Raw genomic sequence first — 19,660 nt, forward strand, 5'->3', positions numbered from 1 at the left:
CGGGCCGTAGATGCCACGGTGAACCCGCTTGTGGCTAACTATGCGGCTTCGGGACCGCGACAGGATGCCAGTGAGAGCCGCAGGACGTTGGATGACAGGAAGTGCCATGGCGCTGGCGGCGTTGTGGGTGACCGGGCTGCTGGCCTATCAGGTGCCGGGGCCGGGCTGGCTGGCCAATGGCGTTGCGGCGCTGTGGCTGCTGGTTGCGCTGTGGGCGTCGTGGCAGGTCGCGCGTGGCCGTGGCCATCGTCGCCTGGGCATGGCGTTCGGCGCGTCGCTGGCGCTGGCCGGCCTGTGGTGGCTGCTGCTGACCCCGCGCCAGGACCGCGTATGGGCCGATGACGTGGCCCAGCGCCTGCATGTGGTGTCCTTCGACGGGCGCCACGTGGTGCTCGACAACGTGCGTGATTTCACTTGGCGCAGCGAAACCGACTACGACGCGCACTGGGTGCGCCGCGCGTACGACCTGGACCAGTTGCGCTCGGCCGACCTGGTGCTGTCGTACTGGATGGGCCCGGCGATCGCCCACACCCTCATCTCGTTTGGCTTCGAGGACGGTCGCCACGTGGTGTTCTCGCTGGAGATCCGCAAGGAACGCGGCGAATCGTTCTCGGCGCTGGGTGGCTTCTTCCGCAAGTTCGAGATGACCCTGGTGGCCGCGGAGGAGACCGACATCATCCGCACCCGCACCAATGCGCGTGGCGAGGATGTCTACCTGTACCGCCTGCACGGCATGGACCGTGCGCAGCTGAAGGAGCTGTTCGCCGCGTACATCGCGCAGGCGCGCGAACTGGATGCGAAGCCGGGCTTCTACAACACACTCACCAGCAACTGCACCACGATCGTCTTCGATCTGGCCCGCCAGATCGCGCCGCGCCTGCCGCTGGACTACCGCCTGCTGCTGTCCGGGTATCTGGCCGAGTATGCGCAGGAGGTCGGCGCACTCACCCCAGGCGTGCCTTATGCCGAGCTGCATGACAAGGGCCGCATCACCCAGCGTGCGTTGGACCTGGGCAGCGGCGACCACTTCTCCACCGTGATCCGCCAGGGCGTACCTGGCACCGAGCAGGACCCGCAGTAATGACTCGACTCCTCCTGATCCGCTGGCAGCGTGCGCTGCCGGTGTTGTTCGCCGCCTTCCTGCTGCTGGGCAGCAGTGGTTGCGCGATGGTCACCGTCAAGCAGGTCAAATCCAGCGATTCGCTGGTCAACAAGCGTGCCGACGTGCTCAATACCGGCAAGCTCAGCCCCGCTGCGCGCGAGACGCTCAGCGCGGCAGGCCTGGACGAATCGCAGTGCGAGAAGGACTTCCTGGTCTGCCGCAGCACGCTGCTGATGACCGACGATCTCAATGTCGAGCAGCGGCTGTCGGCGCTGTCCGAACTGTGGGTGAAGGCCGCGCTGGCGCTGACGCCGAAGAAGACCGCAGCCGGTGATCCGCCGATGAGCGACGCAGCGCTGGACGCCTGGCTGGAAGCCGCGCGCTACGCCTATGCCTACCTGTTCTACAGCGGCCGCTCGCCGTCCGACCGTGCCTTCGAGGACCGGCAGACACAGGTGCGCGACTACTACAACTACGCCGCCGAGAAGGCAGCGGTGGTGCTGTTCGTGCGTGCGCGCGCCGCTGCGTTGGCTGGCGAGGACTACACGAAGCCGATCGCGGTTGGCAGCTGGTCGCTGGCCTCCAACTACCAGCAGCTGAACCTGAAAAGCATTCCCGCGCAGCTGGTGCCGGCCGGCACGGTCAGCTTCGTTGGGCTGCGCAGTACTTATCGCCGTGATGGCTTCGGTGCCGAGCTGGTGATGGTGATGGACCCGCCGAAGCTGGTCGCACCCGTAGTCGCAGCGGATGGCCCGAAGGCCGAAACGGCAGCGGATGATGGCGATGACGAGCGCCGTGGCCGTCGCCACCGGCATGACGATTCGGTGCCCGAGTTCAGCGAGATGTCCTCGATCAACGTCACCGCGTTGCTGCGTTTCGAAGGCAGCAGCCTGGACGATGTGATGCGGACGCGCCGGGTTGAACTGGATGCCTATTCGCCGGAAGCCACCGAGCGCATCACCCTGCACGGCGAGCAGGTGCCGCTGGCCGGCAATTTCACCGCAGCCTACGGCCTGTGGCTTGCCCAGAGCGGCTTCGCCCGGCAGTCACTGCGCACCCTGTTCGGCATGAGCGAGGGCATCGGCGAGCCACACATCTACCTGATGCAACCGTGGGACCCGAACCGCCGCATCATCTTCATGCTGCACGGCCTGGCCAGCAGCCCGGAAGCCTGGGTGAACCTGGCCAACGAGATCATGGGCGACCCCGAACTGCGCCAGCAGTTCCAGGTGTGGCAGGTCTATTACCCGACCAACGCACCGATCGCGCTGAACCGCTACGAGATCGCCAACGCGTTCAACGACACGCTGAAGCACTTCGATCCCACTGGCAGCACGCGTGCATCGAAGGACATGGTCTACATCGGCCACAGCATGGGCGGCGTGCTCGCGCGGCTGCTGGTGAGCGATTCCGGTGACGTGCTGTGGAACGACCTGCTGGCCAACTATGACCTGAAGGGCGAGCGTCTGAAGCGCGTGCAGAACAAGCTGGGGCCGTTGCTGCATTTCAAGGCACAGCCGAACGTGGAGCGCGCGATCTTCATCGCCGCTCCCCACCAGGGCACGGACATCGCCGGCAACAAGGTCGGGCGCCTGCTGGGCCGGCTGGTGCGCCTGCCACTGACCATCCTCGGCAAGTTCGAGGACGTGTTCATGGCGCTGGCGCAGGCCGAGCAGCAGGTCGATGGCACGGCCAAGCCGAAGATTCCCAACAGCATCGACAACCTCAAGGCCAGCGATCCGTTCGTCAAGGCCGCAGCGCAGCTGCCGATCGAAGCGGGACTGAAGTACCACTCGATCATCGCCCAGCGCAAGCCGGAGCTGCCGGTGGACAAGTCCGATGACGGACTGGTGCCGTACTGGAGTGCGCACCTGCCGGGTGCACAGTCGGAGAAGGTGATCATTTCCGGCCACAGCGTGCAGGAGACCCCGCAAGCGGTGCTGGAAGTGCGGCGCATCCTGCACCGGGATATCGATGACGTGGGGACGGGGACCCGGTAGTGCCGGGCGCTGGCCGGCACTCTCCGCGCACGCGGGAATCCCGTGATGGTGCCGGCCAGCGGCCGACACTGCCGAAACCGGGCGACGCTACACCCGCCGCGCGATCACCGCGGCCAGCACCGCCAGGCCGAAGGTGATCGCCAGGCACAGCAGGTAGCCGGTGTGCGGCGCGCTTTCCACGAACAGCGCGAACAACGCACCGGAGACCGCCAGCGCGGTGGTCACCGACAGGGCCTCGCTCAGCTGCAGGGCCGACGTGTTGGCACCCTGCTCATGCGCTGCTGACAGCGAAAGCGTGAGTACCGAGAGGCTGGCGTAGATCATGCCCATGCCGAAACCGGTGACCGTCCAGCCCACCAGGGCCACCGGCAATGGCACTGCATTGAACAACACCGCAAGCGTTGCGGCGATGCCGACCGTCATCATCGCCGTGCCGACGCGCAGCAGATGCTGGCGTGACCAGCCGCGCTGCTGGTGACCCTGCAGCCAGGAGCCGGCGAACCAACCGAGTGCGCCGAGGCTGAGCACCGCGCCGGCCCAGCTGGGCGGGAGCCCGCGTTCGCGCTGCAGCAGCAGCGGCAGGTAGGCTTCGCAGGCGAAGAATGCGGCAGCGGCGATGCCGCGCAGTGCGATCACGCTGGGCAGGCCCCTGCGCAGGATCAGCGTTCCGGCCGGCAGCAGGCGATGCACGCATAGCAGCAGCGCCAGCATCGCCACGCCGATGCAGAGCAGGGCGGTCGGACCGTGCTGCTGGCCGCCGAAGTACAGCAGCAGCGCCGCCAGCGATGCACCACTGGCCCAACGTACGACGTTGCCGCGCCCCTCGTCGTCGTTGCTGTCGGCGGAGGGCTGCATGCGCGCCAGCGCAGGCCGCAGCAACAGGGCAGCAGGGACTGCCAGCAGCGGCACCGCCAGGAACACCCAGCGCCAGCCGAGATGCTGGACGATCAGGCCGCTCAGCGCCGGGCCGACCATCGAGGGCACCACCCAGCCCGCCGAGAATGCCGCGAACACCTTCGGCCGCAGGTGCTCGGGGTAGCTGCGGCCGACCATCACGTACAGCGAGACCGAAATCGCGCCCGCACCCAGGCCCTGCAGCAGGCGCCCGGCCACCAGCATGCCCATGCGCACGGCGAAGCCGGCCAGCAGCAGGCCCAGCACGAAGCAGGCCAGGCCGTACCACAGCGGCCGTGCCGGGCCCTGGCGGTCGGCCCAGCGTCCGGCCAGGGTCATGCCGATCACGCTGGTGGCCAGTGTGCCACCGAAGGCCAGCGCATACAGGCGCAGGCCGCTGAGTGCTTCGGCCACCGTGGGCATCGCGGCCGCGACGGCCAATGCTTCGAAGGCGTGCAGCGCGACCAGCGCGACCATGCCGAGGGTGGTGGCGCGGTAGCGCGCGGACAGGATCGATGTGTCAGCCGGCAGGCGGGTGTCGGCGGGAGAGAGGGTCGGGGTCATACCGGTCAGGGGCGGGCCGCGCTTGTCAACGGGCGGCGAAGATAGCAGCATGCCACCTCAACTATAGTTGAGGTCAAGCAATGGCATCCCAGGAACTCAGCGTTGGCGAGGTCTCCCAGCGCAGTGGCGTGGCCGTTTCCGCACTGCATTTCTACGAGCGCAAGGGGCTGATCAGCAGCCTGCGCACCTCGGGCAACCAACGCCGTTACAGCCGCGACGTGCTGCGCCGGCTGGCGGTGATCCGCGTTGCGCAGCGGGTGGGCATGCCACTGGAAGCGGTCGGCCGCGCCTTCGAGAGCCTGCCTGAAGGCCGTGCACCGACCAAGGCTGACTGGGCCAAGCTGTCCGCGCGCTGGCGCACCGAGCTGGAAGAGCGCATCCACATGCTGCAGCTGCTGCGCGATGAACTGACCGGCTGCATCGGCTGTGGCTGCCTGTCACTGCAGCATTGCCGCCTGGCCAATCCCGGCGACGTCCTCGGCGAACGCGGCGATGGCCCGATGCGCTGGGAATGAAAAAGGGGACGCGCTCCCGGTAGCGCCGGGCCATGCCCGGCGGACGAAAACGACTTGATCCCCTCCGTCCCCTTTTTCTTACCAGACCGTGATGGTTTCGCCGCTCTGGATGCCTTCCACCGCGCGCTGGAAGGCCAGTGCCGCGCGCTGTGCGCTTACCGCTTCGAAGCCCGGGAAGTAGGGGCCGTAGGCGGCCATCGATTCGATCAGTACGTTCGGGCTGACCACGTTGATGCGCAGGCCGCGCGGCAGCAGCTCCAGTGCGGCGGCGCGCACGAAGCCTTCCAGTGCGGCATTCACTGCGGTGGCGTTGACGCCGTCGCGGATCGGCTGCGCGCTGATGATGCCGCTGGTCAGGGTGATCGAGCCACCGGCATTGAGGTGGTGCTGCGCGGCCAGTGCCAGCCGCACCTGTCCCAGCAGCTTGTCCTGCAGGCCGATAGTGAACTGCTCGGGCGTCATCTCCTGCAGCGGTCCGAAATGCACCGAGCCGGCGGTGGAGATCACCGCATCGACTGCACCGGTACGCGAGAACAGTTCGGCGACGCTGGCGTCATCGGTCAGGTCCACGCGCAATTCGCCGCTGCTGCGGCCGGCGGCGAGAATCTGATGCTGTTGGCCGAGCTGGCGGGCGACTGCCTGGCCGAGGGTGCCGCTGGCACCGACGAGGAGGATCTTCATGGCGGTTCCTTGCGTGAGGGTGTGAGCGCAGTCTGCGCCGTCACATTGGGGTTAGGTAAGCGGCGTATGATTTGCAGATTCCTAACTTTGGATTAGCAATGGATACCCTTCGCTGCATGCAGGCCTTCGTCGCCGTGGCCGAGCGCGGCAGCTTTGCCGGGGCCGCCGAACAGCTGCAGGTGTCGGCGGTGATGGTGGGCAAGTACATCCAGCAGCTGGAGGCGCATCTGGGCACCGCGCTGCTGCAACGGAACACCCGCCGCCAGCGCCTGACCGAAGCCGGCAGCGCCTATCTGGCCGGATGCCGGCAGGTGCTGGAGCAGGTGCAGCAGGCCGAGGCCGATGTGGCCGGTCTGCAGGTACAGCCACGTGGCCTGCTGCGGGTCAGTGCGCCGACCACCTGGGGCAGCTGCGTGCTGGCGCCGCAGCTGGCCGGCCTGCTGCGCGCACAGCCGCAGTTGAATATCGAGCTGGACCTGAGCAACCGCCGCGTGGATCTGATCGAGGATGGTTTCGATGTGGCGATCCGGGTCGGGCCGCTGCCATCGCAGGAACTGGTGGCGCGGCCGCTGCCGCCGTATGCGATGAGCCTGTGTGCGTCACCGTCGTACCTGCGCAGGCGCGGCACGCCGCGTACGCCCGCCGATCTGGCAGGGCATGACTGCCTGAGCCATCTGGCCTGGCGCGGTGGCCACGGCTGGCAGCTGGCCAACGGTGAACAGGTGGACTGGGAAGCGCGCCTGACCTGCAACGATGGTTTCGCGTTGCGCGAAGCTGCCGTTGCAGGAGCGGGTCTGGTGCTGCAACCGACGGCGCTGCTGGCTGGCGAAATTGCTGCCGGGCGCCTGAAGCCGCTGCTGCGCGACTACCTGCCCGAGGCGCGGCCGATGCACCTGATCTACCTGCCCGACCGCAGGCCACGCCCGCGGTTGCAGTGCTTCGTGGATTTCGTCATGACCACGTTGGGGCAATGAGCATCCACGCCATGGGTGGATGATGGTAGGTGCCGACCGTTGGTCGGCACACATCGGGATCAATCATTCGCCGCAGACAATTCCTGCCCGCGCACCTGCGCGGCGCGCAGCGCCGTGTTCACCAGCGCCTCGAAGCCACCGGCCTGGAAGCTCTCGATCGCGGCCTGGGTGGTTCCGTTCGGCGAGGTCACGCGGCGGCGAAGCTCGGCCGGGCTTTCGCCGGCTTCAGCCAGCATCCGCGAGGCACCCAGCAGGGTCTGCACCACCAGCGTGCGCGCGGCGTCGGCCGGCAGGCCCTGGGCAATACCCGCCGCTTCCATCGCTTCGGCCAGCAGGAAGACATAGGCCGGTCCACTGCCGGAGACCGCAGTCACCGAATCCATCAGTACCTCGCTCTCGATCCACACCGTGCGCCCGGCGCTGGCCAGCACCTGTTCGGCCTGCGCGTGTTGCTGCGGATCCACCGAGGGCGTGGCATACAGGCCGGTCACGCCAGCGCCGAGCAGGGCAGGGGTGTTAGGCATCGCGCGCACCACTGCCAGGTCGCCCCCCAGCCAACGCTGCAGCTGCGCACTGGTGATGCCGGCAGCGATCGACACCACCAGCGGCCGGTGTGCCTGGGCCAGTGCCTGCAGCGACTGGCAGACCTCACGCAGCACCTGCGGCTTCACCGCCAGCAGCCAGGTGCTGCCCTGTGCGGCGGCATCGGTGGCGTTGTCGTGCACCTGCACGCCGAAGTCGGCAGCCAACGACTCGCGCAGCGCTGCAACCGGTTCGGCCACATGGATATGCGCGGCCGGCACGCCCTGGCGGATCAGGCCGGCGATCAGGCTGCGCGCCATGTTGCCGCCGCCGATGAAGGTGATGGAATCAGCTGCCATGGACGTCTCCTTTGAAAATCAGGCCGGGCGCGGGCGCGCGCCGAACAGGGCGGTGCCGATGCGCACCAGGGTGGCGCCCTCGGCGATGGCTTCGGCGTAGTCGCTGCTCATGCCCATCGACAGCGTGTCGACCTGCGCGTGCTGGGCGGCCAGCGACTGGAAAAGTGTGCGCATGCGCACGAATGCATCCCGACGACGCTCGGCGTCGGGCCATGGCGCGGGAATCGCCATCAGCCCGCGCAGGCGCAGGGCAGGCTCGGCGGCAATTGCCGCAGCCAATGCATCCACGTCTTCCGGTGCACAGCCGTGCTTGCTGGATTCATCGTCGATGTTGACCTGGATCAGCACATTCAGCGGGCCGCGTGCGGCCGGGCGATGGCGCGCCAGCGCCGTTACCAGCTTGGGCCGGTCCACGCTCTGCACCCAGTCGAAGTGGGTGGCCACGGCATCGGCCTTGTTCGACTGCAGGTGGCCGATCAGGTGCCATTCCAGCGCCAGGTGCTGCAGCGCCTGCATCTTTGCCAGCGCTTCCTGCACATAGTTTTCGCCGAAGGCCTGCTGGCCCTGTGCGGCCAGCGCGGTCACGGCCTCGGCCGGTTGGGTCTTGGACACGGCCAGCAGGCGCGGATCGGGCCGGCCGGCCGCCTCGGCGGCGGCATGCAGGTTGCTCAGGATCTGGGGCAGGGGAGTGGCCACGTAACGCGTTCCATTGAATCAGGAGGCTATACTGCCGCCCGGGGAAAGATCCTTCCAGTCGAAGCCGTTATTGGGGAGTAGCCGCTCATGGATATCGCCGAACTGCTGGCGTTTTCCGTAAAGAACAAAGCGTCCGACCTGCACCTGTCTGCAGGCCTGCCGCCGATGATCCGCGTGGACGGCGATGTTCGCCGGATCAACATCCCGGCCCTGGACCACAAGCAGGTCCACGCGCTGGTGTACGACATCATGTCCGACAAGCAGCGCCGCGATTATGAGGAATTCCTCGAAGTGGACTTCTCCTTCGAGATCCCGTCGCTGGCGCGCTTCCGTGTGAACGCGTTCAACCAGAACCGCGGCGCCGGTGCGGTGTTCCGTACCATTCCGTCCGAGGTGCTCACCCTCGAGGACCTGGCCTGCCCGCCGCTGTTCCGTGAAGTGATCCAGCAGCCGCAGGGCCTGATCCTGGTGACCGGCCCGACCGGCTCGGGCAAGTCGACCACGCTGGCGGCGATGATCGACTACATCAACAAGAACGAATACGGCCACATCCTCACCGTCGAGGATCCGATCGAATTCGTGCACACCTCGCAGAAGTGCCTGATCAACCAGCGCGAAGTGCACCGTGACACGCATGGCTTCAACGAAGCACTGCGCTCGGCACTGCGTGAGGACCCGGACATCATCCTGGTCGGCGAACTCCGCGACCTGGAAACCATCCGCCTGGCACTGACCGCCGCGGAAACCGGCCACCTGGTGTTCGGCACCCTGCACACCAGCTCGGCGGCCAAGACCATCGACCGCATCATCGACGTGTTCCCGGCCGGCGAAAAGCCGATGGTGCGCTCGATGCTGTCCGAGTCGCTGCGTGCGGTGATCTCGCAGGCGCTGCTGAAGAAGGTCGGCGGTGGCCGCACCGCAGCGTGGGAAATCATGGTCGGCACGCCGGCCATCCGCAACCTGATCCGCGAGGACAAGGTGGCGCAGATGTACTCGGCCATCCAGACCGGCCAGCAGTACGGCATGATGACCCTGGACCAGCACCTGCAGGACCTGGTCAAGCGCAGCCTGATCACCCGCAACCAGGCCCGCGACTACGCCAAGGACAAGCGCCTGTTCGAGTAAGGCAGGGCAGCCACGGGCGGCGCGTGCAATGGCGCGGCCGCTCCGTGTTGTTTCCTCCACCGACCGTTACCTGGTAAACCGCTTTTCCGGGAGCCTGCCGTGAACACCACCGCGACCACCATCGATTTCACTTCGTTCCTCAAGCTGATGGCGCACCAGCGCGCCTCGGACCTGTTCATCACTGCGGGCATGCCGCCGGCGATGAAGGTCAACGGCAAGATCTCGCCGATCACGCAGACCCCGCTCACGCCGCAGCAGAGCCGCGACCTGGTCCTCAACGTGATGACCCCTGCGCAGCGCGAGGAGTTCGAGAAGACGCATGAATGCAACTTCGCCATCGGCCTGTCCGGTGTCGGTCGTTTCCGCGTGAGCTGCTTCTACCAGCGCAACCAGGTGGGGATGGTGCTGCGTCGCATCGAGACGCGCATTCCGACCGTGGAAGAGTTGAGCCTGCCGCCGATCATCAAGACGCTGGCGATGACCAAGCGCGGCATCATCCTGTTCGTCGGTGCCACCGGCACCGGTAAGTCAACGTCGCTGGCGGCGATGATCGGTTACCGCAACCAGAACTCGACCGGCCACATCATCACCATCGAAGACCCGATCGAATTCGTGCACAAGCACGAGGGCTGCATCATCACCCAGCGTGAAGTCGGCATCGATACCGACAGCTGGGAAGCGGCGCTGAAGAACACCCTGCGCCAGGCGCCGGACGTGATCATGATCGGCGAAGTGCGTACCCGCGAAGGCATGGACCATGCCATCGCGTTCGCCGAAACCGGCCACCTGGTGCTGTGCACCCTGCATGCCAACAACGCCAACCAGGCGATGGACCGCATCGTCAACTTCTTCCCGGAAGACCGCCGCAACCAGCTGCTGATGGACCTGTCGCTGAATCTGAAGGGCGTGGTTGCGCAGCAGCTGATTCCTTCGCCCGATGGCCGCTCGCGCAAGGTGGCGATGGAGATCCTGCTGGGCACGCCGCTGGTGCAGGACTACATCCGCGATGGCGAGATCCACAAGCTGAAGGAAGTGATGAAGGACTCGGTCCAGCTGGGCATGAAGACCTTCGACCAGAGCCTGTTCGAGCTGTACCAGGCCGGTGAGATCAGCTACGAGGACGCACTGCGCTACGCCGATTCGCAGAACGAGGTACGCCTGCGCATCAAGCTCAGCCAGGGCGGCGACGCGCGCACCCTGTCGCAGGGGCTGGATGGCGTGGAGATCTCCGAGATCCGGTGACCTGGCGATGTGTAGAGTCGACTGACAGTCGACTCTACCGGGCGCGCGGGCGATTGATGAATTCCGGTCATGACCGACTGCCGTCCAGCCGGTTCAATCCATCGCCAATGCAGGCGTATCGTCAGCGCTCCCCTCTCTGGAGCACGACGATGCAGACACGTGAACTCGGCCGCAGCGGCCTGAAGGTTTCCGCCCTGGGCCTGGGTTGCATGGGCCTGACCCATGCCTACGGCCAGCCGGTCGAACCGAGCCAGGGCATCGCCCTGCTGCACGCTGCCGTCGAGCGCGGCGTGACCTTCTTCGATACCGCCGAAGTGTACGGCCCGTACACCAACGAAGACCTGTTCGGCCAGGCCTTGGCGCCCTACCGCGACAGGCTGGTGATCGCCACGAAGTTTGGTTTCAGGGACGCGCGCACCGATGCCGGCCTGGACAGCCGCCCGGAGAACATCCGCGCCGTGGCTGAAGCCAGCCTCAAGCGCCTGCGTACCGACCATATCGATCTGTTCTACCAGCACCGCGTCGACCCGAACGTGCCGATCGAGGATGTGGCCGGCACCGTGCGCGACCTGATCGCCGAGGGCAAGGTCGGCCACTTCGGCCTGTCCGAGGCCAGTGCTGCCACCGTGCGTCGCGCGCATGCGGTGCAGCCGGTGGCTGCGGTGCAGAGCGAGTACTCGCTGTGGTGGCGCGAACCGGAGCGTGAACTGCTGCCGACGCTGCAGGAGCTGGGCATCGGCTTCGTGCCGTTCAGCCCGCTGGGCCGCGGCTTCCTGACCGGTGCGATCAACGCCGACACCACCTTCGACGCCAACGATTTCCGCAACAGCGTGCCGCGTTTCGAAGTGGAAGCGCGTCGCGCCAACCAGGCGCTGGTGGATCGCATCAGCACGATCGCGGCGGCGCGGGGTGCGACCCCGGCGCAGGTGGCGCTGGCCTGGCTGCTGGCACAGGCGCCGTGGATCGTGCCGATCCCAGGCACCACCAAGGTCCATCGCCTGGAGGAAAACCTGGGCGCGGCCGACCTGCAGCTGGCACCGGAGGAGCTGCAACGCATCGCACAGGCGCTGGACGAAGTGTCGATCGTCGGCGAGCGCTACAACGCGCAGCGCGCCGCCCAGGCCAAGGGCTGATCAACAGCTGGGTGCGGAACGTTGGTGGTGGGTGCGGACCGTTGGTGGTGGGTGCGGACCGTTGGTCCGCACTCCTCAACGTCCCATCGGCCCGCGCAGCGCATCAAGCACCGTCCGCATCGCCACGGTCACGTGGCGGCGCGAGGGGTAGTACGCGTAATAGCCATCGAAGTGCGGGCACCAGTCGTCCAGCACCGAAAGCAGGCGGCCATCGTCCAGCATCGGCTGTACCTGGTCCTCCGGCAGCCAGGCCAACCCGCTGCCTGCCAGCGCGGCGGCGCGGGTCATGCCCATGCTGTTGAAGATCCACTGGCCGCTCACACGCACGCTCAGTTCATTGCCGTCCTGGCCGAAATCCCACGGCATCAGCCCGCCATGCGTGGGCAGGCGCAGGGTGACGCAGTTGTGCCCGGCCAGGTCGTCCGGGTGCCGCGGCACCAGGTGCTGGCGGAAGTAGCTGGGCGCCCCGACCACGCGCATGCGCAGCGGCGGGCTGATCGGTACGGCGATCATGTCGCGCGCCAGCCGCTCGCCCAGGCGGATGCCGATGTCGTAGCGCTCGGCCACGATGTCGGCCAACCCGTAGTCGGCCGCCAGTTCCACCTTCAAATCCGGATACTGCTGCAGCAGCGGCGCCAGCCTGGGCCAGGCGATGTACTCGGCGGCGTGGCCGGTGGCATTGATGCGGATGGTGCCGGCCGGGCGTTCACGGTACTCGGCCAGCGCGGCCAGCCCATCCTCGATCTCGGCCAGGCGCGGGGCCAGCGTTTCCAGCAGGCGGGCGCCGGCTTCGGTGGTGGACACGCTGCGGGTGGTGCGGGTCAGCAGGCGCACGCCCAGGCGCTGCTCCAGTCCGCGCATGGCATGGCTGAGCGCGGACTGGGACACGCCCAGCTGGGCGGCGGCCTTGGTGAAGCTGCCCTCGCGGGCAACGTGGACGAAGGCCTGCAGGTCGTTGAGGTTTTCGCGGGGCATGAGGGGATGATACGGCCGGGCTGCGCCCGGCAGCTGCCGAATCAACGTCAACGGCAACGTCAAAAGCTGGCTTCCCGTGGGAGGCGGGGTGGCTCAGGTTGCGGGGGACGGCGCAAGTCCCCCTCCGGGGCCCGGCCCAGCCGCTGGCGGCTGTGCGTTCGGGCGCTTGCGAAGCAGTGCTTCGCAAGCAAAGCGCCCTCACCCATGTAGCCTCGGTCGCGCTTGCTCGTGTGCGCTGTCCTGCGCACACGGCAAGACCGGGGTTGGGCGTCCTGCCCAACCCGTCCGAGGCATGCCTCGGGCCCATGGCGCTCACGCCCCCGCAACCTGAGCCACCCCGCCTTCAACAATTTCCCGCGAGCTGTTGGAACGGCATTCTGCTTTGGTGGGTGCCGACCGTTGGTCGGCACTGGGTCGGACGTGAGGGGATGTCGATTTCAGGGACTGTGGTTCGTCGAATGAATGACTTCAACAGGAGCTGCAGATGAGCACTGACACCAAGCCGAAAGGCCCGGCCTCGTACTTCCCCTCCATCGAGAAGACCTATGGGCAGCCGGTCGCCCACTGGCTCGGGCTGCTGGCAGGGAAGAAGGGCCTGAAACAAATGGAACTGGTCAGCTTCCTGAAAAGTGAGCATGGGCTGGGCCATGGCCATGCCAACGCGCTGGTGGCGCACCATCTGGCCGGCAAGGGCTGAGCAGCGGCGGGCCCGGGGCAGGGCGGGGCGCATTCAGCTGAACGATTTCATCTGCAACTGTCATGCAGTTCGTGTCTAATACCGCTCCCCACCCGCTGTTCCCCACCCGCATGTCCCTTCCTTCCCATGGCCCCGCGCCGTGCGACGACGCTGACGGCCACCTGGTCACCGCCGGTCCGCTGACCCCGCCGCCCGACAGCGCCGGCACCACCGCCGACGACAAAGCGCTGCGCCACTCGATCGCCGAGGACGTGCAGGGCATGGTGCTGGCCACGATGGTGGCCTCGCTGGGCCTGGCCATCTTCGCCAAGGGCGGGCTGATGATCGGCGGCATGGCGGGCATGGCGTTCCTGCTGCACTACGCGATGGGCTGGAACTTCGGCCTGGTGTTCGTGCTGGTCAACCTGCCGTTCTACTGGGTGGCGCTGCGGCGCATGGGTTGGGAATTCACCCTGAAGACCTTCGCTGCGGTCACCGCCTGTGGCGTGTTGACCGACCTGCTGCCGCGCTGGATCGACTTCTCGCACATCCACCCGCTGTATTCGGCGATCGTCGGTGGCGCGTTGTCCGGCCTGGGCATCCTGTTCTTCATCCGCCATCGTGCCAGCCTCGGCGGCATCGGCATCCTGGCGGTGTACCTGCAGCGCACCCGTGGCTGGAGCGCGGGCAAGGTGCAGATGTCCTACGACGCCTGCCTGATGGCGGCCGCGTTCTTCGTGCTGTCGCCTTCCAAGGTGCTGTACTCGGCCATCGGCGCGGTGGTGCTCAGCCTGGTGCTGATGTTCAACCACCGCCCCGGCCGCTACATGGGCGTGTGATCGCGCTCTCCGCGTTCGCCGGGCATGGCCCGGCGCTACTACGTGGCGGTTCCGGTAGCGCCGGGCCATGTCCGGCGGCCGTCCTTCAACGTACGGTGGCCTGCAGCCACGGCGGCGACAGCGTCAACAGCCGCGCGTGCACCGGGCAATCCTCGGCGTGCGCACCGGGCAGGTAGCCCAGGCTCATCAGGAATTCGCCGGTGATCTCGCCGCCGGTGAAGCGGAACGTCTTCTTGAACAGCTTCACCCAGTCGGCCTTGCTGCGCGGGTGGTGTGCATCCAGCCACGCCGCGAAGCTGCCATGGCTGGCCCGCAGCTGCTGGATCACCTGCGCGTTGTGGATCGCCGCCAGCACCTTCAGCCGGTTGCGGATGATGCCCGCGTCCGACAGCAGGCGCGCGATGTCCTGCTCGGCGTAGGCCGCCACGCGGTCCACATCGAAGCCGTCATAGGCTGCGCGGAAGCCCTCGCGCTTCTTCAGGATCGTTTCCCAGCTCAAACCGGCCTGGTTGATTTCCAGTACCAATCGCTCGAACAGTTCACGCTCGTCCCGCTGCGGGAAGCCGTACTCGTTGGCGTGGTAGTAGTCGTGCACCGGATGGCCGGGGGCAATCAGGCAGTAACCGCTCATGGGGAAGGCTCGTTGGATTCGGATTCGGATTCGGATTCGGGTTCGGGATCGATGGCCACTGCAGGGTGCCCGCCGATGGACAGCATCGGCCAGCGCGGTGGCACGAGCGTGAGTTTGCCGTTACGCAGGGCCTGGTTGATCGCCTCGGCCGGGCCGCTGACGGTGCCGAACAGCGCACCGGCCCGGCGCCACTGGGAATCGCTGCCACGTGCGTACAGCACGCAGTCCGGTCCACGGTGGGTGTACAGCTCGCACAGCAGCACTTCGCCGGTACCATCACTGTCCAGGTCGCGATGCACGACCAGGCAGTCGCGCTCGCTCTGTGCGCAGGATTCGCCATTGATCGATCGGGTGGCCAGAGCTTTCCACCAGTCGTCCGGTGGCGAGCTGGATCCGGCGGCCAGCTTCAGCGCGCGCCGCAGGGCGGCGACGTCCTGCGGCCCCTTGTCGAGGCGGTGGCCGTCGTCCCAGCGGGAGGTACGCGCCAGTGCTGCCGCGACCACCTGTGGCGCGTTGGCATCGGCGATGATGGCCGGATCACGCTGCAACTCGCGCAGCGCCTGCACGCCACGGCGGCCAAGATCGAAGCGCAGCACGTTGACGTCACTGCTGGTGATCGCCGGCGGGTCCGCGCGCAGGCGCTCCAGCTGGCTGGACAGGGTCAGCCGCACCGGGTCCAGCAGGGGCGAGTTGCCCAGCAGGGCCAGTGCGAGCACCACCCAGCACATCCAGCGGTTGACCGGTTCCAGCGCCTGCAGCCAGCGGCCCTGGCGACGCAGTACCGCCAGCGCATAGCCCAGGGCATAGCCGGCCACGGCCAGCGCGATCAGCAGTGCCCAGAACCGGTCCACGGTCCAGCCGTACTGCACCACGCGCAGGCCCAGCGCATACAGCGCCAGCGCGGCGTAGACCGGCAGCGCCAGCAGGCTGGCCTCGACCAGACGGCGCAGCACGAGAGGGTACGGCGGGGAGTCTTCCCCCTGCTGGTAGACCGCATTGGTGAACGTCACCAGCAGCAGTGACACCACCACCAGCAGGCTGGCGGCCGAACGGGTCTTCCACAGTGGTTCCAGCCCGGCAAGCGGCAGGCTCAGCACGAACAACACGGCGATGAACGAGAGCAGTGGCAGCAGGCCGCGGCAGATCGCGAACAGCACCTGGCGGGTGATCTGGATCGCCCGATGCTGGGTGCGCCCGATCAGCACGCCAAACCCGGCCAGGCTGCCGGTGGCCAGTGCGATGAAAGCATCCTGGCGGAACAGATCGCGGAAGAAGGTGACCTCCAGCAGCTGGAACAGCGCCGCCCACAGCCACAGCAGCAGCCAGGTCAGCCCGGTGAACAGCGCCGCCAGGGCCAGGGTCAAGCCGTTCTGCCAGGCGCGCTCGAACAGCTCGGGGTAGCTGGCGCGCCACTGACCGTGCTGCAGCTGGAACTGCCACCATGGCAGGGCCACGAACACCGCCACCACCATTCCCAGGGTCAACGGAAGCTGCAACGCGCCCGATTCCAGTGCGGCCTCGCCATTGAGGTTCCAGCCGATCCAGGCGGCCAGTGCCAGCACCACCACCGAGCCGAGCGCCGCCTGCAGCCACAGGCGGCGTTGGCCCAGCTCGACCAGGCTCAGCGCCACCGCGCTGGGAATGGCCAGCACCCAGGCGTACCAGCAGTAGCGCCAGCCGATATCGCGGAACGGCCACGCATCGGACAATTCCTGCGCGGCATACAGCATCAGACCCTGCAGCAGGGCGATCAGGACGATGGCGCTGCGTGCCGGCAGGGTCAGGGGCGATGAAGACTGCATCGATGACCTTCCATGGCAAAGCACCATCCTAGCCCATCGCGGTTCGGCGCCATCGCGCGACCATCCCGCCCCCAGCAGGTAGAATGGACCCATGCCTGTAATGCCGACCTCCCTTGCCGATCACCTGCTCGTCGCGCTGCCGTCGCTGCTCGACGCGACCTTTGCCCGCAGCGTCGCGCTGATCTGCCAGCACGACGAGAACGGGGCGATGGGGGTGCTGGTCAACCAGCCGTCCGAGTACACCCTGGGCGAAGTGCTCGCGCAGATGGACATCGCCACCGGCGATGGCGAGCTGCAGGCGCGCATGGTGCTCAACGGTGGCCCGGTGCATCCCGAACGCGGCTTCGTCATCCATGACGACGCGCGGGCGTGGGATTCCAGCCTGACCGTGGGCGACGGCCTGTACCTGACCACCTCGCGCGACATCCTCGAAGCGATGGCGCGCGGCGAAGGCCCGGCCAATGCCGTGGTCACCCTTGGCTGTGCCGGTTGGGGTGCGGGGCAGCTGGAAACCGAGCTGTCCGAGAACAGCTGGCTGACCGTGCCGGCCGATGCCGAGCTGGTTTTCCAGCTGCCGCTGGAGCAGCGCTGGCAGGGCGCGGCTGCGCGCATCGGCGTGGATCTGTTCCGGCTGACCGACTACAGCGGCCATGTCTGAGCCGGCCGCGCCCGCACCGGTTCCTGCTGCCCCGGCGATCCGCCGTGACGGCACCGTTCTGGGTTTCGATGTCGGCTCGCGACGCATCGGCGTGGCCATCGGCAGTGCTTTCGCCGCCCATGCGCGCGCGGTGGCCGTGGTCGATGTGCACGGCAACGGCCCGGACTGGACCGCGATCGAGCGCCTGCTCAAGGAATGGAAGCCCGACGGCCTGGTGGTCGGCGATCCGCTTACGCTGGACGGCCAGGACCAGCCCAACCGCAAGCGCGCGCAGGGCTTCGCCCGCCAGCTGCGGGAACGTTTCAAGCTGCCCGTGGTGATGATCGACGAGCGTTCCAGCTCGGTCGAGGCCGCACGCCGCTTCGCCGTCGAGCGCGCCGAAGGACGCAAGCGCCGCCGCGATGCGGCCGCCCTCGATGCTGTGGCCGCGGCGGTGATCATCGACCGCTGGCTGTCCTCCCCCGACGACGCCACCCCCATTCCCTGACTGCACGACTCCCGCCATGACTGCCCAGCAAATCGATGCCTCCGGACGCCTGCGCCACCTGCTGACCCTGGAGGGCCTGCCGCGCGAAACACTGCTGCAGTTGCTGGACCGGGCAGGGCAGATCCGTGACGCCGCAGTCGGCCGTGTCGGCAACAAGCGCCACGTGCTGGCCGGTTCTGCGGTATGCACGCTGTTCTTCGAACCGTCCACGCGCACCCGCAGCTCGTTCCAGCTGGCCGCGCAGCGCCTGGGCGCCGATGTGCTGAACTTCGACGCGTCGACCTCGTCCACGCGCAAGGGCGAAACGGCCTGCGACACGTTGCGCAACCTGGAAGCAATGGGCGTGCGCGGCTTCGTGGTGCGTCACCCCGATGACGGCGCCGTGGCCGCGCTGGCCGAGGCGGCGGGCGAGGGCACCGCACTGATCAACGCCGGCGACGGCCGCAGTGCGCACCCGACCCAGGGCCTGCTGGACATGCTGACCCTGCGCCAGGCCAAGGGCCCGGATTTCTCGAAGCTGAAGGTGGTGATCGTCGGCGACGTGAAGCACTCGCGCGTGGCGCGCACCGACCTGCATGCGCTGCGCACGCTGGGGGTGGGCGAGATCCGCGTGTGCGGCCCGCAGTCACTGCTGCCGGACGACGAGACCCTGAAGGGCTGCGTGGTCGGCGATGATTTCGATGCGATGCTGGAAGGCGCCGACGCGCTGATGATGCTGCGCCTGCAGCGCGAGCGCATGGAAGAAGGCCTGGTGCCGTCGCTGGAGCAGTACCACGCCCAGTACGGCCTGACCAACGAACGCCTGGCCCGTGCCGGCAAGGACGCTGCGGTGCTGCATCCGGGCCCGATCAACCGTGGCGTGGAAATCACCGATGACGTGGCCGACGGCCCGCAGTCGTGGGTGCTGCGCCAGGTCGCCAACGGCGTCGCGGTGCGCATGGCCGTGCTGGAAACCTTGCTGGGCTGACCACTTTGGTGGGTGCCGACCGTTGGTCGGCACGGCTGATCTGTCCTCATCCGACCCGGTGGGTGCCGACCGTTGGTCGGCACGGCTGATCTGTTCTCAGCCGATCCGGTGGGTGCCGACCGTTGGTCGGCACCGAACCATCAGTGCGGTGAAGTGCGGGCCTGGCCATTGAATGGTTCCGGGCCTACCTGTACTGACGTGGTTGCCCGATAGAAGAGGGATACCGGCAGGCGCACGCTTGGGCCCATGAACCGCGCACGCCTACGCCTTGGCCGTCATTCCCGGATCGGGCAATCCTACATCCTGACCACCGTCACCCAGGAACGTCGACGCTACTTCGATGATGCCACTGCGGCACAGGAGGTGATGGATGTGTTCCGTCGCATTGATGATGATGGCCTGACGCACTCACTTGCCTATGTGGTCATGCCGGACCACATCCATTGGCTTGTGGAGATCCGTGCGTTCTCGCTGGACTACATCATGCAACGCTTCAAATCGAGCAGTGCATTGCGGATCAACCGCATGCTGGGTAAGACAGGACCATTTTGGCAATCGAGCTATCACGATCACGCCATGCGTTCTGAAGAATCACTGTTTCGCCATGCGATGTACATCGTCGCCAACCCGGTCAGGGCGAACTTGGCGAGCTGCGTGGGAGAGTATCCGTATGCCTGGTGCCGATGGGAGATCGATGGGAGGTACCAAGCAATGGATTACCCCGAAGCGGAGAGATAGTGCCGACCAACGGTCGGCACCCACCAATACCCAAGCCGACCAACGGTCGGCACCCACCAATACCCAAGCCGACCAACGGT

General features: G+C 67.2%; 19 protein-coding genes and 1 pseudogene. 13 read left to right on the forward strand and 7 right to left on the reverse strand.

Annotated features, from left to right (window positions below):
* Window positions 1–106: 106 nt before the first annotated feature.
* Both AC5P8C_RS18275 and AC5P8C_RS18280 read left to right on the forward strand, forming a co-directional pair.
* Complete coding sequence (locus AC5P8C_RS18275) at window positions 107–1,081, forward strand: Lnb N-terminal periplasmic domain-containing protein (RefSeq protein ID WP_019659475.1); 975 nt, start codon at window positions 107–109, stop codon at window positions 1,079–1,081.
* Window positions 1,081–3,102, forward strand: a complete 2,022-nt coding sequence (locus AC5P8C_RS18280; RefSeq protein ID WP_197598010.1) for an esterase/lipase family protein — start codon at window positions 1,081–1,083, stop codon at window positions 3,100–3,102. The genes AC5P8C_RS18275 and AC5P8C_RS18280 overlap by 1 nt, the downstream gene beginning before the upstream one ends.
* Window positions 3,103–3,189: 87 nt before the next feature.
* Here the strand turns inward: AC5P8C_RS18280 and AC5P8C_RS18285 are convergent, their stop codons facing one another.
* Complete coding sequence (locus AC5P8C_RS18285) at window positions 3,190–4,611, reverse strand: MFS transporter (RefSeq protein WP_019659473.1); 1,422 nt, start codon at window positions 4,609–4,611, stop codon at window positions 3,190–3,192.
* Between the two features lie 29 nt (window positions 4,612–4,640).
* Between AC5P8C_RS18285 and soxR the strand changes: the two genes are divergently transcribed.
* Entirely contained in the window at window positions 4,641–5,075 is a 435-nt protein-coding gene (gene soxR / locus AC5P8C_RS18290) for a redox-sensitive transcriptional activator SoxR (RefSeq protein ID WP_005415534.1), read from the forward strand.
* 78 nt (window positions 5,076–5,153) lie between these two features.
* Here soxR and AC5P8C_RS18295 read toward each other — a convergent pair.
* Window positions 5,154–5,783, reverse strand: a pseudogene (locus AC5P8C_RS18295) (short chain dehydrogenase); the annotation flags it as partial.
* A 71-nt stretch (window positions 5,784–5,854) separates the two neighbouring features.
* On the opposite strand from AC5P8C_RS18295, the gene AC5P8C_RS18300 reads away from it, so the two are divergent.
* Complete coding sequence (locus tag AC5P8C_RS18300; protein WP_019659471.1) at window positions 5,855–6,730, forward strand: LysR family transcriptional regulator; 876 nt, start codon at window positions 5,855–5,857, stop codon at window positions 6,728–6,730.
* 59 nt (window positions 6,731–6,789) lie between these two features.
* Here AC5P8C_RS18300 and proC read toward each other — a convergent pair whose 3' ends face one another.
* Window positions 6,790–7,611 carry a pyrroline-5-carboxylate reductase gene (proC, locus tag AC5P8C_RS18305; RefSeq protein WP_019659470.1) on the reverse strand — a complete coding sequence of 274 codons (822 nt, stop codon included), beginning with the start codon at window positions 7,609–7,611 and terminating at the stop codon, window positions 6,790–6,792.
* Between the two features lie 18 nt (window positions 7,612–7,629).
* Window positions 7,630–8,307 (reverse strand): YggS family pyridoxal phosphate-dependent enzyme, encoded by a 678-nt coding sequence (locus AC5P8C_RS18310; RefSeq protein WP_019659469.1) that lies wholly within the window; start codon window positions 8,305–8,307, stop codon window positions 7,630–7,632.
* A gap of 87 nt (window positions 8,308–8,394) precedes the next feature.
* On the opposite strand from AC5P8C_RS18310, the gene AC5P8C_RS18315 reads away from it, so the two are divergent.
* The 3 genes from AC5P8C_RS18315 (at window position 8,395) to AC5P8C_RS18325 (ending at window position 11,807) form a co-directional block, all read left to right on the forward strand.
* Window positions 8,395–9,432 (forward strand): type IV pilus twitching motility protein PilT, encoded by a 1,038-nt coding sequence (locus AC5P8C_RS18315; protein ID WP_006422551.1) that lies wholly within the window; start codon window positions 8,395–8,397, stop codon window positions 9,430–9,432.
* Window positions 9,433–9,531: 99 nt separating this feature from the next.
* Window positions 9,532–10,674 (forward strand): PilT/PilU family type 4a pilus ATPase, encoded by a 1,143-nt coding sequence (locus AC5P8C_RS18320; RefSeq protein ID WP_006422552.1) that lies wholly within the window; start codon window positions 9,532–9,534, stop codon window positions 10,672–10,674.
* A 149-nt stretch (window positions 10,675–10,823) separates the two neighbouring features.
* Window positions 10,824–11,807, forward strand: coding sequence for an aldo/keto reductase (locus tag AC5P8C_RS18325; protein ID WP_495219198.1), 984 nt, complete (start codon window positions 10,824–10,826; stop codon window positions 11,805–11,807).
* A gap of 75 nt (window positions 11,808–11,882) precedes the next feature.
* Here AC5P8C_RS18325 and AC5P8C_RS18330 read toward each other — a convergent pair whose 3' ends face one another.
* On the reverse strand, window positions 11,883–12,782 hold the full coding sequence (locus AC5P8C_RS18330) for a LysR family transcriptional regulator (protein WP_495219199.1): 900 nt from the start codon (window positions 12,780–12,782) through the stop codon (window positions 11,883–11,885).
* 484 nt (window positions 12,783–13,266) lie between these two features.
* On the opposite strand from AC5P8C_RS18330, the gene AC5P8C_RS18335 reads away from it, so the two are divergent.
* Together AC5P8C_RS18335 and AC5P8C_RS18340 are read left to right on the forward strand one after the other, a co-directional pair.
* A complete protein-coding gene (locus AC5P8C_RS18335; RefSeq protein WP_346470100.1) occupies window positions 13,267–13,479 on the forward strand; it encodes a DUF4287 domain-containing protein in 213 nt (70 codons plus the stop codon).
* A gap of 110 nt (window positions 13,480–13,589) precedes the next feature.
* Entirely contained in the window at window positions 13,590–14,297 is a 708-nt protein-coding gene (locus AC5P8C_RS18340; RefSeq protein ID WP_026346963.1) for a YitT family protein, read from the forward strand.
* Window positions 14,298–14,382: 85 nt separating this feature from the next.
* On the opposite strand, the gene AC5P8C_RS18345 is transcribed toward AC5P8C_RS18340, so the two are convergent.
* Together AC5P8C_RS18345 and AC5P8C_RS18350 are read right to left on the reverse strand one after the other, a co-directional pair.
* Window positions 14,383–14,928, reverse strand: a complete 546-nt coding sequence (locus AC5P8C_RS18345; protein WP_019659463.1) for a DNA-3-methyladenine glycosylase I — start codon at window positions 14,926–14,928, stop codon at window positions 14,383–14,385.
* Window positions 14,925–16,730 carry a DUF4153 domain-containing protein gene (locus tag AC5P8C_RS18350; RefSeq protein ID WP_019659462.1) on the reverse strand — a complete coding sequence of 602 codons (1,806 nt, stop codon included), beginning with the start codon at window positions 16,728–16,730 and terminating at the stop codon, window positions 14,925–14,927. The genes AC5P8C_RS18345 and AC5P8C_RS18350 overlap by 4 nt, the downstream gene beginning before the upstream one ends.
* 91 nt (window positions 16,731–16,821) lie before the next feature.
* Between AC5P8C_RS18350 and AC5P8C_RS18355 the strand changes: the two genes are divergently transcribed.
* The 4 genes from AC5P8C_RS18355 to AC5P8C_RS18370 all read left to right on the forward strand — a co-directional run bounded on the left by AC5P8C_RS18355 (window position 16,822) and on the right by AC5P8C_RS18370 (window position 19,580).
* Window positions 16,822–17,388, forward strand: coding sequence for a YqgE/AlgH family protein (locus AC5P8C_RS18355; RefSeq protein WP_019659461.1), 567 nt, complete (start codon window positions 16,822–16,824; stop codon window positions 17,386–17,388).
* Window positions 17,381–17,875, forward strand: a complete 495-nt coding sequence (ruvX, locus tag AC5P8C_RS18360) for a Holliday junction resolvase RuvX (RefSeq protein ID WP_005415547.1) — start codon at window positions 17,381–17,383, stop codon at window positions 17,873–17,875. Before AC5P8C_RS18355 ends, ruvX begins: the two co-directional genes overlap by 8 nt.
* Before the next feature lie 16 nt (window positions 17,876–17,891).
* Window positions 17,892–18,842: an aspartate carbamoyltransferase catalytic subunit gene (locus AC5P8C_RS18365; protein WP_019659460.1), complete on the forward strand. Its 951-nt coding sequence runs from the start codon at window positions 17,892–17,894 to the stop codon at window positions 18,840–18,842.
* Between the two features lie 246 nt (window positions 18,843–19,088).
* A complete protein-coding gene (locus AC5P8C_RS18370; RefSeq protein ID WP_019659459.1) occupies window positions 19,089–19,580 on the forward strand; it encodes an REP-associated tyrosine transposase in 492 nt (163 codons plus the stop codon).
* The last annotated feature ends 80 nt before the right edge of the window (window positions 19,581–19,660 follow it).

Source organism: Stenotrophomonas sp. YJH_SMC_46, assembly GCF_059370315.1.

What these genes read in the sequence shown, in the direction of transcription:
- soxR (WP_005415534.1), top strand. Translation starts at nt 4,641, where the DNA reads ATGGCATCCCAGGAACTCAGCGTTGGCGAGGTCTCCCAGCGCAGTGGC.
- AC5P8C_RS18355 (WP_019659461.1), top strand. Translation starts at nt 16,822, where the DNA reads ATGCCTGTAATGCCGACCTCCCTTGCCGATCACCTGCTCGTCGCGCTG.
- AC5P8C_RS18330 (WP_495219199.1), bottom strand. Translation starts at nt 12,782, where the DNA reads ATGCCCCGCGAAAACCTCAACGACCTGCAGGCCTTCGTCCACGTTGCC.
- AC5P8C_RS18335 (WP_346470100.1), top strand. Translation starts at nt 13,267, where the DNA reads ATGAGCACTGACACCAAGCCGAAAGGCCCGGCCTCGTACTTCCCCTCC.
- AC5P8C_RS18325 (WP_495219198.1), top strand. Translation starts at nt 10,824, where the DNA reads ATGCAGACACGTGAACTCGGCCGCAGCGGCCTGAAGGTTTCCGCCCTG.
- AC5P8C_RS18370 (WP_019659459.1), top strand. Translation starts at nt 19,089, where the DNA reads ATGAACCGCGCACGCCTACGCCTTGGCCGTCATTCCCGGATCGGGCAA.
- AC5P8C_RS18365 (WP_019659460.1), top strand. Translation starts at nt 17,892, where the DNA reads ATGACTGCCCAGCAAATCGATGCCTCCGGACGCCTGCGCCACCTGCTG.
- AC5P8C_RS18350 (WP_019659462.1), bottom strand. Translation starts at nt 16,730, where the DNA reads ATGCAGTCTTCATCGCCCCTGACCCTGCCGGCACGCAGCGCCATCGTC.
- AC5P8C_RS18345 (WP_019659463.1), bottom strand. Translation starts at nt 14,928, where the DNA reads ATGAGCGGTTACTGCCTGATTGCCCCCGGCCATCCGGTGCACGACTAC.
- ruvX (WP_005415547.1), top strand. Translation starts at nt 17,381, where the DNA reads ATGTCTGAGCCGGCCGCGCCCGCACCGGTTCCTGCTGCCCCGGCGATC.
- AC5P8C_RS18275 (WP_019659475.1), top strand. Translation starts at nt 107, where the DNA reads ATGGCGCTGGCGGCGTTGTGGGTGACCGGGCTGCTGGCCTATCAGGTG.
- AC5P8C_RS18280 (WP_197598010.1), top strand. Translation starts at nt 1,081, where the DNA reads ATGACTCGACTCCTCCTGATCCGCTGGCAGCGTGCGCTGCCGGTGTTG.
- proC (WP_019659470.1), bottom strand. Translation starts at nt 7,611, where the DNA reads ATGGCAGCTGATTCCATCACCTTCATCGGCGGCGGCAACATGGCGCGC.
- AC5P8C_RS18340 (WP_026346963.1), top strand. Translation starts at nt 13,590, where the DNA reads ATGTCCCTTCCTTCCCATGGCCCCGCGCCGTGCGACGACGCTGACGGC.
- AC5P8C_RS18315 (WP_006422551.1), top strand. Translation starts at nt 8,395, where the DNA reads ATGGATATCGCCGAACTGCTGGCGTTTTCCGTAAAGAACAAAGCGTCC.
- AC5P8C_RS18285 (WP_019659473.1), bottom strand. Translation starts at nt 4,611, where the DNA reads ATGCTGCTATCTTCGCCGCCCGTTGACAAGCGCGGCCCGCCCCTGACC.
- AC5P8C_RS18300 (WP_019659471.1), top strand. Translation starts at nt 5,855, where the DNA reads ATGGATACCCTTCGCTGCATGCAGGCCTTCGTCGCCGTGGCCGAGCGC.